This is a genomic window from Embleya sp. NBC_00896, from assembly GCF_045207785.1.
GTDB lineage: Bacteria > Actinomycetota > Actinomycetes > Streptomycetales > Streptomycetaceae > Embleya.
Genome location: NZ_CP108777.1, coordinates 2,573,632 through 2,586,918, shown reverse-complemented (window position 1 = coordinate 2,586,918; position 13,287 = coordinate 2,573,632). Strand labels below are relative to the sequence as shown.

Sequence of the window (13,287 nt, the reverse complement as noted above, 5' to 3'; positions counted from 1 at the left end):
ACGCGGTCTTCGGCAGCTCCCATGCCGGATCGTTCGACGCGCGCATGGGTGGCACGGACGCGGAGAATGAAGCAAGGATCCGTTGCCAGGAGCAGCACGCCCTCTGCCCTGCTGAGCAGCGGTGGCTCCTTCGCGAAGGTGGTGGCGATGCCAACGTGGCGATTGCGGGACTTCCGCGACGACGACCTGGACCGCGCCATCCAGATCTGGGACCAGAACCAGCAAGCGGACGAGGCGCCTGCCGTTTTCCCCGTGTCGGAGGTCGTGACCGCAGCCATGGCCGGAGGACCGGCCATGGTGGCGGTGGTCGGCGACGAGCTGGTGGGCGTCGCCGTGGCGCAGGCTTATGGCGAGCGGGGCTGGATCACCGTGGTGGCCCTGGCCGCGACGTGGCGCAACCGCGGCATCGGGAGCTCCTTGATCGCCGAGCTTGAGCGCCGCCTGCGGTCACAGGGGGTCCGCCGGATCGGCGCGCTCCTCACACCGGGGGCGACGGGAACCGCAGCCTTGGAGAACTCCGGCTACCGCTCCCGGGCCGGGCTCGTCTTCTACGAGAAGGTGGAGCACCTCGGCGCGAGCGACGCCGGCCTCCTCGCGGAACTCGGGGGAAGGATGCTTCCCGGGGGTCTGTGGGACAGCCTCGCGGGAATGGAACGGGAGAAGGAAGCCATCGAGCGGCGGATCGTGCTGCCTCTGGCCCAGCCCGTACTGGCCGAGCATTACGGAGTGAGGCCGCCCAAGGCGGTCATCCTCTTCGGGCCGCCTGGCACCGGCAAGACCAGCTTCGCCCAAGCGGTCGCCTCGCGGCTGCAGTGGCCATTCGTGGAGCTCTTCCCCTCCCGGCTTGCGTCATCCCAGGAGGGAGGACTGGCGGCCTCGCTGCGGGAGGCATTCACCGAGTTGGCCGAGCTGGAGACGGTGGTGCTCTTCATCGACGAGGTCGAGGAGATTGCCTCCATCCGGTCCGGTACGGCTGTCGATCCCAGTCACGGAGTCACCAACGAGTTGCTCAAGCTGATCCCCGGATTCCGCGACCACGACGACCGCCTCCTGATCTGCGCCACGAACTCCGTCCGCTCCCTCGACCCGGCGTTCCTTCGGCCCGGTCGTTTCGACTACGTCATCCCCGTCGGCCCGCCGGATCCGGAGGCCCGTTCGGCGGTCTGGCGGCGCTACCTCGGGCCCGCCGCCGTCCATGTCGACTTGCACCGTTTGGTGGAGGCAAGCGCAATGTTCACGCCGGCCGATATCGAGTTCGCCGCTCGCAAGGGTGCCCAAACCGCCTTCGAACGCGAAGTCGCCGAGGGGAAAGGCATCCCGATCGGCACGGAGGACTACCTGCAGGCCATCGCCCAGACCCGTCCCACACTCACCGACCAGGCACTGAAGGACTTCGCCGAGGACACCGAGGAGTACGTGCGTATGTGACATCGAGGCACACGCCGCAGACCCGACAGGATGCTTTCACCGTCGGTCGCCCGGCGGCATCGTCCCCTCGGATCGCAAACGGGCACCGAGCGCACCGACCGCGACGACCGCGACGACCGCGGCCGAGCGCGAGGAGATCTCGCGGAGCCTGGCGCGGGACGAGCCCTTTCGGGCGATCGCGACCCGGTTGAAGCGGGCCCGTCGATGATCGATCGTGAGGTGGGACGGCACGGCGGGCGCGCCCGGTACCGCGCCGCAGCCGCCGACGAGAGGACCCGGGCCAATGCCTGACGCCCCAAATCCTGTCTGCTGCAACGGAATTCGGCTCTGCGGGACGTCGTCGCCGTCAAGCTCGCCGAGGACTGGTCACCGCAGCAGATCTCGGGATGGCTCGCCCGGGAGCACGGACGCGACAGCGGGATGTACGTCTCCCACGAGACCATCCATCGCAGTCTGTTCCTCCAGGCCCGAGGCGTCCACACCGCAGCACCCCACCCCCGGCGCCGTCGTCCCCGACAGTTCCCGCCACGACCGCACGTGGGACACAACCCTCCCCACCACCGCGGCGTCACCACCGCCGCAGCCTCACCCGCAAAGCGCCCACGACACGCGGCGCAGTGTTCGCCCGGGGCGCCGCCATGCCTGAAGCGGCGTCATCCGGGTGCGTTCGAGGATGTGCCGGGTGTTGCGCTCGTCGACCCACTCACGGAGCAGGTCGACGAATGCCTCGAAGGTCAGCGGCGGGTCCTGGTCGCCGACACGGCGGCGGTGATCGAGTCGGGGCGCTTGGGTGTAGCGGGGCAGGTCGGCGAAGAAGCGGGTCATGCCGGTGCGGTTCAGCCGCTCGATACCGCCCTTGTGGCGGGCGCTGCGCACCCGGTTCACCGGCACACCCAGGAGCCCGAAAGCCCGTTGGACGGTCTTGGACATGAAGTCGGCGCCGCCGTCGATGCGCACGAGGTGCGGTAGTCCGCCGGCCGGTCCGTAGGGGGCTTCTCGCAGCACCGATGTGCGTACGGCGGCCAGGACCGATCCGCGGTGCGCGGAGCCGGCGCTGACCGGCCGGCCCATCACGTAGCCGGTGCCGCGGTCCTCGAACCACGTCACCCACACCCGCGAGGTGGGGTTGTCGGGCATCGCCACCACCAGCGGGGCCTGCTTGTGGTCGCCCTCCCATACCTGGTTACGGGCCACCGCGGGCCGTTTGAAGGCCGGATCGAAGCCGCGGGCGGCCGGAATTCCCTTGCGCAGGCCCGCCATGAAGCCCGGATCGGGGTCACGATGGCGTCGTGCAGTGTGGTCGGCCCCACCGGCTCCTCCCCCGCTGCCAGGGCGGTCCGTGCCAGGTGCTCGTGGGCGCGTTTGACGTTGCCCTGGTATTCGGCGAGGACATCGATGATCTCGTCGGTGATCCGGAACCGCTGCGCTCGGGTTTCTCCGGGGAACCGGTCCGCTCGGCCTGGGCCGGCCGGCGCCATACCGTGCGCACATTCACATCCACCGACTCGGCGACCAGCCGCACGTGATCGGTGGTCAACTCCCCTGCCTGGCGCAGCCGCAGGAGTTGACCGACCCCGGCGGGCCACAGCTCATCCCGGTGCCGGCCCAGGCCCTGCGTCGAGGTGTCCTGTGGTGTGGCTTGCGGGCCGGGTCGCTGTGGGTGCGCACTCCCGGGCCGGTGCCCTGGAAGTCGACACCGTCGAGATAGACCATGGAGTTGACCGTGGCCAGGTCCGCGGCCGCCTTCTCGACAGCGGACAAGACCTCGGTCGGCAGGCCCGCGGCGACCTCCTCGAGGCTGGGCAGCCATTCCCAGGACCAGTCACTCACCGGCGATCTCGCGGTGCGCCTCGGCGCGGAGTCGGGCGATCTCGGTGCCCGCGTCCCGGATCTCCTCGGGATCGTTCGACCGGGCCACGACGCGCTCCAACTCCCGCAGGCGTCGAGCGAGGGCGGGGCGGCGCTCGATCGCCACGAATACGGCCCATTTGCGCAGGAAGAGCCGTACCGCGTTCGGCTGGAGGTTCTCGGCGACCCAGTCCAGCGCCTCGTCCTCCTCCTGCTGGAACTCGGGCAGGTAGGTGGGGCTCAACACGGCCACCGCCTCACGAAGCGCCCGGATCTTCAAGGGCGGCATCGGGATCAGCGGCTCGTCGCCCCACTCGGCATGGTGTGCGGTCATGATCTCCTCCTCCGACGCCCAGTCAACCAGAACCATCCGACCCACACCCCCCACCACCACGAACCCGCCGGACCGCAACAGGCCCGGCCAGGTGGTGGCGCGACCGCGGCACGGCACCCGGTGCCGGTGCGGTGTCGGGTGCCGGCGGGGTGTCGGGTGCCGGTGCGGGGGCCTTGGAGGTCGTCGCCTCCCGCCCGTCCGCGCTCGGCGGGGCCCTCGTGGACCTGTGGCTGCGTGAGGGCCCGGCCGTCCGGCCCGTGCCTGCGGCCCGGCCGATGTGGGACGTGGTTCCAGGGCCCGCCGACCGAGTCCGGCTCGTGGGCCACGTTTCCGCCCGAAGGCCGGGCCGAGTGGGGCGCCTTCGCCGCCGCCCGTCAGGGCGCCGGCCGGCCGCTGCACGACCCCGTCCGGCACCTCGACGGCCGGCACGTCACCGACGTGTCGGCGCTGGTGTGCGCGCTGGGCGAGGCGGTCGCGGGCCCCGGCGGCCACTACCACCAGTGCTGGGGCACGTTGCGCGGCTGCCCGTGCGGCGGGGAGTGGCCGCCCGCGCCCTTCACGCCGGTCTGGCACGACACCAGTGTGGCCCGACGCGCGCTCGCCTCGGTAAGCGTGGACACGGAGGGCGAGACACCGTACGTCGACGACGTCCTCGGACTGCTCGCACGGGTCGGCATCACCGTAGAACTCCGCTGATCCCTCTGAGAACTCCAAACCTGGTGACTTCAGGCGCATCCAGCGGATAGGTGGCGCATTCGAGGGGTGAGGCCTCCCCGGGGGGCTCCCGACGCCGATGCGCAGTCCTCTACGCAGCCGTGATCCCCCTCGCCTCGCCGTCGGCAAGACGGCCGGCGTGATCGCGTTCCCGGTCGGCCTCGCGATACCGCCGACGGCGCGGCCGCCGCGATCGGCGTGGTCCTGTTCTTCTGCTTCGCCGGCGCGGTCATCACCGCGTCCGCGCCGGCGACCGTGCCGTGGCACCGGCAGTGATCCTCGGCCTGATCGCCGCCGCGGCGCTGGTGCTGCGCCTGGCCTCGGCCTGAACGCCGGGCGGACGGGTGAGGGGTTCACCCGTCCGGGTCGGCCCGGATGCCGTCCCGGCCACCCGCTGTCAGCGTGGGGGCGGTGACCATCGGCCGAGTCTGGAGCACACCATGACGACCGGGACCTGGGGCAGCACATCGGTGGCCGAGCGGGGGGAGTGGTTGCCCGTTCTCGACATGCCCTCTCCCGGGCGGCAACGGCGGCTCACCGTGCTGTTCCGGTACCTCCTGCTGATCCCGCAGTTCATCGTCGTGTGGGTGTTGGGCCTGGTGGCGACCGTCCTGGTGTTCGTGGGCTGGTTCGCCGCGCTCGTCATGGGTCGGCTGCCCGGACCGATCGCGTCGTTCCTGTGCGGGTTCATCGGCTACGACACGCGCGTGACGGCGAGTCAGATGCTGCTGGTCGACCGGTATCCGCCCTTCGCCCTGGAGCCCCCGGCCGACTATCCGGTTCGGGTGGGGCTGCGGCCGGGGCGGCTGAATCGGCTCGCCGTGCTGTTCCGCGTCATCCTGATCATCCCCGCCCTCGTCGTCCAGGCCCTGGCGTGGGCGGGGTGGTTCGCGGTGTCCTTCGTGCTGTGGCTGATCGTGTTGATCACTGGCCGGATGCCGGATCCGCTGTTCGAGGCCACCGCGGCGATCGTGCGCTATCGGATGCGTTTCATGGCGTACGGCCTGCTCGTGACGTCGGCCTACCCGAAGGGTCTGTTCGGCGACGCCGACACGTGGGAGGCGGGCACGGATCGCTCCGCGACGCGCCCACTGCTGGTCAGCGGGCTCGGGCGGGGCCTGATCGCGCTGTTCCTGGTGATCGGACTGGTGGGCGCCTCGACCGCGTCGATCACCCCCGCCCTCGGGAACCATTAGGCAGGCGCGTGCCCTCGCAGCCGTGACCAGGGCTCCGGTGACGTGGCCCCGGCGCGCCCGAGCCGCGCAGGACCGCCCTGCCGACGGCGGTGGTGCCCCACCTGGAGGCGCAGGCCACCGTGCTCGCGGCCCTGTTCGGCATGGAACACGAGTGGTTGGATCCGATGTCTTGACCCTCAGGGCGGCAAAATCCGCAGTGGCACGGGCAGCAGATCGCCGCCGTCCGGGCGGTGCTGAACGGGTCCGCGACGAGCAACGAACTGCGGATGTTCCACGCCCATCAGCGCGCTGTGGGCGAAGTGATGGTGCATCCGGACGGGGAACCGGGACGACGTCGATGTCTGGGCTACGCGGAGTTCTCGCTCAGGTTGGACACCGATACCGTTTTCCGCGCGTGGTTCATCGATCTCATGGCGGACGTCGACCGCATCGCGGCGAATGTCCTGCCGGCCGTTCCGCGCCTCAAGGCGCTTCAGCACGAGTTGGTCGCATTGATCGAGCTGTTGGATCCGGACCGGGTGCAGTTCCCTCGGTTTCGCGACTCGTTCGATCACGGGCGCCTTCCCGGCACTCCAGCTGGGCCTATCGGCGGCTGGGGCCGCAGCCACGCCGGGGGTTCCCCGTCCGAGGGTGCGTGTGGGGGTGCGCGGCGGCGGGCCGCCCGCCGGTGGCTAGGTTAGCCCGCATCCGTGTCCCCCATCGGGAGTCGATGTGTCCCACGAAGCACAGGAGTTCGACGATGACGACGAGAAGTTCTTCAACGACGACCTCTTCGAACACGAGGGTGTGGTTGCGATCTGGTTGAACGCTTGCTTCGAGGAGGTCAACGAGAGCATCGGTTGGTACGACCACGACTACGAGGAAAGCCACGGCCGCGGTGACAGCGACGGCCAGTTCCACCCACAGCCGGTCCGTCGTCTGCTGAGCGGACTCAGCCACTGCGCGTCGTGGATCGACGCCGCGGTGAAGGCGGCCCAAGAGCTGGGGATCACCGAGGCCCAATACGCCTGGATGCTGTTCGACCACGAATACGCTGCCCCTGCGGGTCCTTTCGAGATCGCCCGTGATACCGAACGATTCCCGGGTGTGGATCCCTACTACCTGGGCGCCTTCTCGTTCACCCGACCCTGACCGCAAGGCGAAGGAACCGTGGCACGCGCCACGAACACTCCAGCCGACGAAGTCGATGCCCCGGGCGGCTACCCGCTGCGGACGGCGGCCCGCGGCCCTGCGGAACCCGGCCGGCCGTCGCACGGCACCGCGTCCGCGCCACCGGCGTGCACAGGGTCTATCGGGGGACTATCAAGGACTCGGCTCTGTTCCGTAGTCGGTGGTGACGTTGGGTGCCCGTTTGTGATCATGGGGCGTGCATGATGCGAACACGCTTGTGGTTACGGTGTTTTCAGGGCTCTCGGCGCTGGTCATCGAGGATGTAGTGGACGGTGGTGAGGTGGTCCGGATCACCGCCCGGACCCGCGATGTCCCCGTCCCCTGTCCGGTGTGTGGGGTGCCGACGGGGAAGGTGCACGGGTATCACCGGCGGACGGTGCGGGATGTACCGGTCGACGGCCGCCCGGTCGTGGTCCGGGTGAGGATACGGCGGCTGGCCTGTCCGGCCCTGGGCTGCTGTCGACGGACATTCCGCGAGCAAGTTCCCGGGCTCCTGGAGCGCCATCAGCGTCGCACTGCACGTCTGACCGGCCAACTATCCGCAGTGGTCAAGGAGTTATGCGGCCGGGCGTCCGCCCGGCTCACCCGGCCGCTGGCGGTGCCCGTCTCGTACGCCACCGCCCTGCGGCTGCTGCGGCGCATCCCCGTGCCGGCAGTGCGGATTCCCCGGGTCGCCGGGGTCTTCGATCGCGGCGACGCTCGCGCCCGGGGCGTTGGTGGTGCGGTCGCTCCTGGAACGGGCACAGGGGCGGATGACCGTGTCGTACGACCCGAACTGACGCCCGTCCTTGATGGGCGACCCCGAATCGGCCCGGATGCGAATCGAGTCGCTGGTCGCGCTCCCCGACGTCGTCACGGTGAGTAGTGAGGATCTCGTGGCCGCGGAGACGATCCACTGTCATGAACTGCCGCTGCGGTGCGGGCTCTCGCCCATCGGGCGTTTGGGCGTGCGACGTTCCCGCTGATCCGGCTCGGGCGCGAGTTCGACGTCCGGGATCCGCCGGAGCTCGTACGGTGTCTGCGCGAGCCTCGGCGGGCGGTTCAGCCGCGCTGGGCGTGGATGAGGTCTCGGTACCAGAGGAAGGACGCCTTCGGGGTGCGGATCTGGGTGTCGTGGTCGACGTGGACGAGGCCGAAGCGCTGGTGGAAGCCCTCGGCCCATTCGAAGTTGTCCATCAGGGTCCAGGTGAAGTAGCCACGGACGTCCACGCCTTGGGCCACAGCGGCGTCGACGGCCCGGAGATGGGTGTCCAGGTAGTCGATACGGTCGAGGTCGGGGACGGTGCCGTCCGCGGTGACGACGTCGTCGACGGAACAGCCGTTCTCCGTGATGTAGACCGTCGGGAGCGTCGGGTAGCGCTCCTTGAGGCCGACGAGCAGTTCGCGCAGGCCGTCGGGGACGACGGGCCAGTCGAAGGCGGTGCGGCGGTAGCCCTCGATGGGGGCCTCTTCGAACGGCAGGCCCTCGGACGTCGGAGCCTGGATCCGGGTCGGGTTGTAGTAGTTGATGCCGAGCGCGTCCAGCGGAGCCGAGATGAGTTCGAGATCGCCGTCCCGGACGGAGCCGCCGAGGGTGGCGTCCGCACCGTAGGCCGACAGGTCGGGGTAGGTGCCCGTGAGGATCGGGTCGTTGAACAGGCGGTTGTGCAGGTTGTCGTAGGCCTGCGCGGCGGCGCGGTCGGCGGGGGCGTCCGAGGCGGGCCAGACCGGGGTGCAATTGTTGGCGATCATCACCTGAAGGCCGCGTTCGCGCAGCTCCCTCAGCGCCAGGCCGTGGCCGAGCAGCTGGTGGTGGGCGACCGGCAGGCAATCGAGGAACAGGGTGCGGCCCGGCGCGTGGGTGCCCAGGCCGTAGCCCCAGACCATGTGGATGAACGGTTCGTTGAGCGTGATCCACTTCCGGACGCGGTCGCCCAGCCTGTCGGCCATGGTGGCGCAGTACTCGGCGAAGCGGTGCGCGGTGTCGCGGTTGAGCCAGCCGCCGTCGTCCTCGAGGGCCTGCGGGAGGTCCCAGTGGAACAGGGTCGGGACGGGCTCGACGCCGCGCGCGAGCAGGCCGTCGACCAAGCGGTCGTAGAAGTCCAGGCCATGGAGGTTGGCCTCGCCCTTGCCGGTCGGCTGGATTCGGGGCCAGGCGATCGAGAACCGGTAACCGGTGAGGCCCGCCTCGGCCATCAGCGCGAGGTCCTCCTCGTACCGGTGGTAGTGGTCGCAGGCCACGTCACCGGTGTGCCCGTCGCGGATCGCGCCGGGGCGGGCGGTGAAGGTGTCCCACACCGACGGGCCGCGGCCGTCCTCCCTGGTGGCGCCCTCGATCTGGTACGACGCCGTCGAGGCGCCCCAGATGAAGTCTGCGGGCAGATGGTCCAGTGCCATGTCCAACCTCCAAAACATGAGTAGGACTCATGTTAGTGTAGATCGATGGGATGATGGAAGCGTGAACGAAGATCGCACCGCGGGGACGCTGCGCCGCCGGCCAGTCCAGAGGCGCAGCGCCGAACGATTCAAACGGCTGTTGGACGCCTGTGCCGAACTCCTGGACGAAGTCGGCTACGTCGCGCTGACCACCAAGGAGGTGGCCCGCAGAGCCGAGGTGCCCATCGGCACCCTGTACCAGTTCTTCTCCGACAAGGAGGGGCTGATCGGCGCGCTCGCCGCCCGCAACCTGGACGCCTTCCTCGAGCGGGTCTCGGCCCGGCTGGAGAGCGAGATGCCCGAAGACGTCTCGGGCATCGTGGAGGTGACCGTCGACGAGTTCGTCACCATGCGTCGGACGATCACCGGTTTCGGCGTGGTCGACTTCGGCGCGGAGGGCCGGGACCACACCCTCGATCCGGCCCTGGACAACAACACCGCGGTCGCCGGACGGCTGCGCGGACTGACCGCGACCCTGACCGGGGCCCGGGACGACGCCGAACTGGAGATCGTCGTCCGAGTGGCCCTGGAGTGCGCGGACAGCGTGCTGAAACTGGCCTTCCTTACCGATTCGCAGGGCGACCCCCGACTGATCGCCGAGTGCAAGCGAGTCCTCAACAGCTATCTGAACGATCGAATCCGTTCATTGACAACAAGTTAGTGTCATGACGCGCTTCGCCGCCGAAAGACACGAACGGCGTGGCACCGACACCACCCCCGAGCGCCGTCACATCTCCCACGTGGCAGCCACGCGGAACAGGCACCGCCACCTCCTCCGAACACCGCGACACAGAACCGGACTTCTTCCGAGCGCACAAGCCGGTCAACGGACGCTCGTGACCTTCCAGACCAGTGCCGCGCCCAGCACGGACATGGCCGCGGAGCAGAGGAACAACGAGCGGTAGCCCCCCAGTTCGCCGAGCACGACCGAGGCGATCGGGGGAACCAGCACGTACGGCAGGGAGGTCATCAGGTTGGCCAGGGCCATGTCCTTGCCCCGGTTCGCCGAGGCCGGGAGCACTTCGGTGACCAGGGCGGTATCGACTGCCAGGTACACGCCGAAGCCCAGGCCCAGGATCACGGCCGCGACCAGCGTCATGGTCCACGTGGGCGACAGGGCGAGCGGGATCGCGGCGACGGCCATCGTGACGCCGCCGAGGAAGACCAGCATGCGGCGCCTGCCCAGCCTGTCGGAGAGCCAACAGCTGAGGACGACCGTCGAGATCGTAGCCAGGCAGTTGACGCCGATCACGATGAGCAGGCCGTCCTCGGTGGACTGGCCGGGGAAGAGCTGCTCGTAGTGCAGGACGTCGTCCAAAAAGTACGGCATGTACAGCGTGCCCAGCCCGTACCCCAGACCCATGACGAACCGGGAAACCATCGCCCAGACGAAGTCCGGGTGCTCACGAGGGCTGATTCGGTAGCCGTCCAGGAAGGTGCGCAGCGAGAACGGCTCGTGGTGACTGCCGGGCAGCGGCGGGTCCTTCAAGACGATCGCGAACAACACGATCAGCAGCGGGAAGGCGGCCATCAGCGCGTACTGCGCGGAGAACCCGGCGACGAGACCGATCAGCAGCCCGCCCGCGATCATCCCGCCCGCCTGCGGGACCGTGGCCCAACCCAGCACCACGCCGCGCTGCGCGACCGGGACCCGGTCGGGCACCACCGGGGCGAGCCCGGCACCGATGATCATGAAGCCGGCGGACAGCACGAGAGAGCCGAGCGCGACCCCGACGACCGTCGTCTGAACGCCGGTGTAGACCAGCGCCGCGATGCAGACCAGCGAGCCCGCGATCATCCACGGCCGGCGGCGGCCGAACCGGCCGGTGGTGCGGTCGCAGAGCGCGCCGGCCAGCGGCGCGATGACGATTCCCGAGATCGCGCCCATCATGCTGACCCAGGCGTAGCTGTCGACCTTTCCCTCCGGGTCGATCTGGGCGATCTGCTCGGGCATCAGGAACGTGGTCGGCACCAGCATCGGGATGTACATCCCGGCGTTGGCCAGGACGTACAGGACGACCCATGCGGGGCCGACCCTGCGGGTCGGCTCGGCGAGGGCCTCGGGCCGTACGGGCGCAAGGGTCATCGGGGCACTCTGCCGAGGTGGACGAGCTCGCTCGTCCAGTCGAAGGACAGCAGCGGCGGGAGGCCGTGACCGAGCAGGACGGCACCTTCGTGCACGGCGCCGGTGGCCTGGTCCTGGTAGCGGGCGTCGGGATCGAGGCCCTTGAGCCGGGTACGGGCGACCGAGCGATTCAGCGCGGACGGCTGGAACTGGAAGACGACGACCTCGTCCTCGGTGAGGTACTGCACGGCGTGGTGCCCCAGGCGGTACTGGACACCGCCGTGCACCACGGGCCGGATCCGCTTGTACTGCTCGACCAGCGTTCGGGACCAGGCCAGATCCTCCTCGCTCCAGTTCCGCAGGTCGCCGCCGATGCCCATCGCCCCGGCCATCGAGACGTGGAAGCGGTACCGGATCGAGGTCGGGCGGGCGGTGAAGCTGTTCGGGCTGTCGGTGACCCAGGCGCCCATGGTCCGGGCGGGCAGCAGCTGACAGTGTCCGTGCTGGATCGCGACCCGGTCGGCGGCGTCCGTGTTGTCGGACGTCCAGACCTGGTCCGCGCGGGCCAGCACGCCCAGGTCGGCCCGGCCGCCGCCGCCCGCGCACGACTCCAGGTACAGGCCGGGACGGGCGGCGCGCAGCCGGTCCATCACCTCGTAGACGCCGCGTGTGTGCTCGATCCAGACCCGGTCGGGATCGGCGGCCCCGGGTTGCCCGGCCTCGCTGAAGGACCGGTTCATGTCCCATTTGAGGAAGGCGACGTCCAGCTCTGTGACGGTCCTGACCAGCCATTCGACCGCCCATTCACGGACGTCGCGGCGGGCGAAGTTCAGCACGTGCTGGTTGCGGCGCTGGGTGCGGGTGCGGCCGTCCTGGCACAGGATCCAGTCGGGGTGCGCACGGAACAGGTCGCTGTCGGGGTTGACCGCCTCGGGTTCGACCCACAGGCCGAAGCCCATGCCCAGCGCGCGGACGTGGTCGGCGAGCGGGCTCAGACCGTTCGGGAAGCGGTCCGGGTTGGGCCACCAGTCGCCGAGCCCGGCCATGTCGCTGGTGCGGGCGCCGAACCAGGCGTCGTCCACCACGAAGACCTCGACGCCGATACCGGCGGCCAGCTCGGCCAGCTCGGTCTGCTGCTTCTCGGTGATGTCGAACTCGGTGGCCTCCCACGAGTTGAAGATCAGCGGGCGTTCGGCCGGACGGGCGGGCAGCACCCGGCGTTCTGTGTAGGCGTGCCAGCGGCGGCTGGTGCCGCCGAAGCCGTCGGGGGCGTAGAGACCGATAAAGGCGGGGGTCTCCAGGCTCTCGCCGGGGACCAGTTTCCAGACCAGGCCCTCGTGGCCGAAGCCGCCGGTCCAGGAGGTGCGGCCGTAGGGGTCGCGGCGCAGGGTGATCCGGCGGCTGCCGCTCCAGGCCAGGGCCGCGCTCCAGACCTCGCCGTGCTCCTCTGCGGCGTCGTGCGCGTCGAGCATCAGCCAGGGTCCGGCGTGCTGTCCTGTGATGCCGAGGCGGCTGGTGAACACGGTCTCCCCGACGGGCACCCGGTCGCGCTGGAGCTGGAACTCCCGGCCCCACTCCCCCACCACATGGCTGACCCGGTAGTCGTCGCGGGCGGGCAGCGTCCAGGCGGCGGAGTCGAACCGCATGACGTCCACGGGCTCGTCCGCGGTGAGAACGGACCAGCGTTCGATCTGGTCATGGCCGTCCCGGATCCGGTAGTTCAGGTCGAGACCAAGGGAGCGGACGCGGTCGGTGAAGGAGAGCGTGAGCCGGCCGTCCCCGGCCGTGTGCGAGACGAACCGCCACTCGAAGCCGCGGACGCCGTCGTCGAACCGGACGGTCAGCGACGGCGCCCCGAAGCGCAGGCCGCCCTCGACCGCGTACTCCTCGCCGCCGGGGTCGTCGCTGCCGGGGTCCTCGGCGGGTAGGTCGGCCGCGATCACGACGGCCTGCTCCAGGGTCAGCGGGCGGCCCCAGTGCACGTGCCGGGGTACGTCGTCGGCGTCCAACCGGAAGGCGTAGGAGGTGCCGGGCGTGCTCAGCAGCCACAGGCGGGCTTCGGAGTGATGGATGATCATACGGAACCCTTAAATATGAGTAGCACTCATGTTTGGCTC

General features: G+C 69.9%; 13 protein-coding genes and 1 pseudogene. 7 read left to right on the top strand and 7 right to left on the bottom strand.

Translation table 11 applies throughout. The features are described from left to right. Positions 1-147 precede the first annotated feature (147 nt). Positions 148-1,428: a GNAT family N-acetyltransferase gene (locus OG928_RS44970; RefSeq protein WP_331767800.1), complete on the top strand. Its 1,281-nt coding sequence runs from the start codon at positions 148-150 to the stop codon at positions 1,426-1,428. Between the two features lie 585 nt (positions 1,429-2,013). On the opposite strand, the gene OG928_RS44965 is transcribed toward OG928_RS44970, so the two are convergent. Continuing rightward, a complete protein-coding gene (locus tag OG928_RS44965) occupies positions 2,014-2,688 on the bottom strand; it encodes a hypothetical protein (RefSeq protein ID WP_331767799.1) in 675 nt (224 codons plus the stop codon). A gap of 92 nt (positions 2,689-2,780) precedes the next feature. Here OG928_RS44965 and OG928_RS44960 point away from each other — a divergent pair, with 92 nt between their 5' ends. After that, positions 2,781-2,954, top strand: a complete 174-nt coding sequence (locus tag OG928_RS44960; RefSeq protein WP_406291891.1) for a hypothetical protein — start codon at positions 2,781-2,783, stop codon at positions 2,952-2,954. A 7-nt stretch (positions 2,955-2,961) separates the two neighbouring features. Here OG928_RS44960 and OG928_RS44955 read toward each other — a convergent pair whose 3' ends face one another. Further along, positions 2,962-3,258 carry a hypothetical protein gene (locus tag OG928_RS44955; protein WP_331767798.1) on the bottom strand — a complete coding sequence of 99 codons (297 nt, stop codon included), beginning with the start codon at positions 3,256-3,258 and terminating at the stop codon, positions 2,962-2,964. Continuing rightward, a complete protein-coding gene (locus OG928_RS44950; protein WP_331767797.1) occupies positions 3,251-3,610 on the bottom strand; it encodes a hypothetical protein in 360 nt (119 codons plus the stop codon). The genes OG928_RS44955 and OG928_RS44950 overlap by 8 nt, the downstream gene beginning before the upstream one ends. Positions 3,611-3,844: 234 nt before the next feature. Between OG928_RS44950 and OG928_RS44945 the strand changes: the two genes are divergently transcribed. Next, entirely contained in the window at positions 3,845-4,306 is a 462-nt protein-coding gene (locus OG928_RS44945; RefSeq protein ID WP_331767796.1) for a hypothetical protein, read from the top strand. 458 nt (positions 4,307-4,764) lie between these two features. Beyond that, a complete protein-coding gene (locus tag OG928_RS44940) occupies positions 4,765-5,520 on the top strand; it encodes a DUF4389 domain-containing protein (protein WP_331767795.1) in 756 nt (251 codons plus the stop codon). Between the two features lie 176 nt (positions 5,521-5,696). Here OG928_RS44940 and OG928_RS44935 read toward each other — a convergent pair whose 3' ends face one another. Then, on the bottom strand, positions 5,697-6,074 hold the full coding sequence (locus tag OG928_RS44935; RefSeq protein ID WP_331767794.1) for a hypothetical protein: 378 nt from the start codon (positions 6,072-6,074) through the stop codon (positions 5,697-5,699). Between the two features lie 157 nt (positions 6,075-6,231). Here OG928_RS44935 and OG928_RS44930 point away from each other — a divergent pair, with 157 nt between their 5' ends. Beyond that, positions 6,232-6,651: a hypothetical protein gene (locus OG928_RS44930; protein WP_331767793.1), complete on the top strand. Its 420-nt coding sequence runs from the start codon at positions 6,232-6,234 to the stop codon at positions 6,649-6,651. Positions 6,652-6,916: 265 nt separating this feature from the next. Continuing rightward, positions 6,917-7,378, top strand: a pseudogene (locus OG928_RS44925) (transposase family protein); the annotation flags it as partial. A 353-nt stretch (positions 7,379-7,731) separates the two neighbouring features. Here the strand turns inward: OG928_RS44925 and OG928_RS44920 are convergent. Continuing rightward, positions 7,732-9,066 carry a GH1 family beta-glucosidase gene (locus tag OG928_RS44920; RefSeq protein ID WP_331767792.1) on the bottom strand — a complete coding sequence of 445 codons (1,335 nt, stop codon included), beginning with the start codon at positions 9,064-9,066 and terminating at the stop codon, positions 7,732-7,734. Positions 9,067-9,127: 61 nt separating this feature from the next. Here OG928_RS44920 and OG928_RS44915 point away from each other — a divergent pair, with 61 nt between their 5' ends. Next, positions 9,128-9,766 (top strand): TetR/AcrR family transcriptional regulator, encoded by a 639-nt coding sequence (locus OG928_RS44915; RefSeq protein ID WP_331767791.1) that lies wholly within the window; start codon positions 9,128-9,130, stop codon positions 9,764-9,766. Positions 9,767-9,928: 162 nt separating this feature from the next. On the opposite strand, the gene OG928_RS44910 is transcribed toward OG928_RS44915, so the two are convergent. Next, positions 9,929-11,191 carry an MFS transporter gene (locus OG928_RS44910; protein ID WP_331767790.1) on the bottom strand — a complete coding sequence of 421 codons (1,263 nt, stop codon included), beginning with the start codon at positions 11,189-11,191 and terminating at the stop codon, positions 9,929-9,931. After that, positions 11,188-13,248: an alpha-galactosidase gene (locus OG928_RS44905; RefSeq protein WP_331767789.1), complete on the bottom strand. Its 2,061-nt coding sequence runs from the start codon at positions 13,246-13,248 to the stop codon at positions 11,188-11,190. Before OG928_RS44905 ends, OG928_RS44910 begins: the two co-directional genes overlap by 4 nt. Positions 13,249-13,287 lie beyond the last annotated feature (39 nt).

Bases quoted from the DNA above. Each gene is read 5' to 3' on its own strand.
- OG928_RS44905 (WP_331767789.1), bottom strand. From the start codon at position 13,248: ATGATCATCCATCACTCCGAAGCCCGCCTGTGGCTGCTGAGCACGCCC.
- OG928_RS44950 (WP_331767797.1), bottom strand. From the start codon at position 3,610: ATGACCGCACACCATGCCGAGTGGGGCGACGAGCCGCTGATCCCGATG.
- OG928_RS44940 (WP_331767795.1), top strand. From the start codon at position 4,765: ATGACGACCGGGACCTGGGGCAGCACATCGGTGGCCGAGCGGGGGGAG.
- OG928_RS44970 (WP_331767800.1), top strand. From the start codon at position 148: ATGCCAACGTGGCGATTGCGGGACTTCCGCGACGACGACCTGGACCGC.
- OG928_RS44920 (WP_331767792.1), bottom strand. From the start codon at position 9,066: ATGGCACTGGACCATCTGCCCGCAGACTTCATCTGGGGCGCCTCGACG.
- OG928_RS44910 (WP_331767790.1), bottom strand. From the start codon at position 11,191: ATGACCCTTGCGCCCGTACGGCCCGAGGCCCTCGCCGAGCCGACCCGC.
- OG928_RS44965 (WP_331767799.1), bottom strand. From the start codon at position 2,688: ATGGCGGGCCTGCGCAAGGGAATTCCGGCCGCCCGCGGCTTCGATCCG.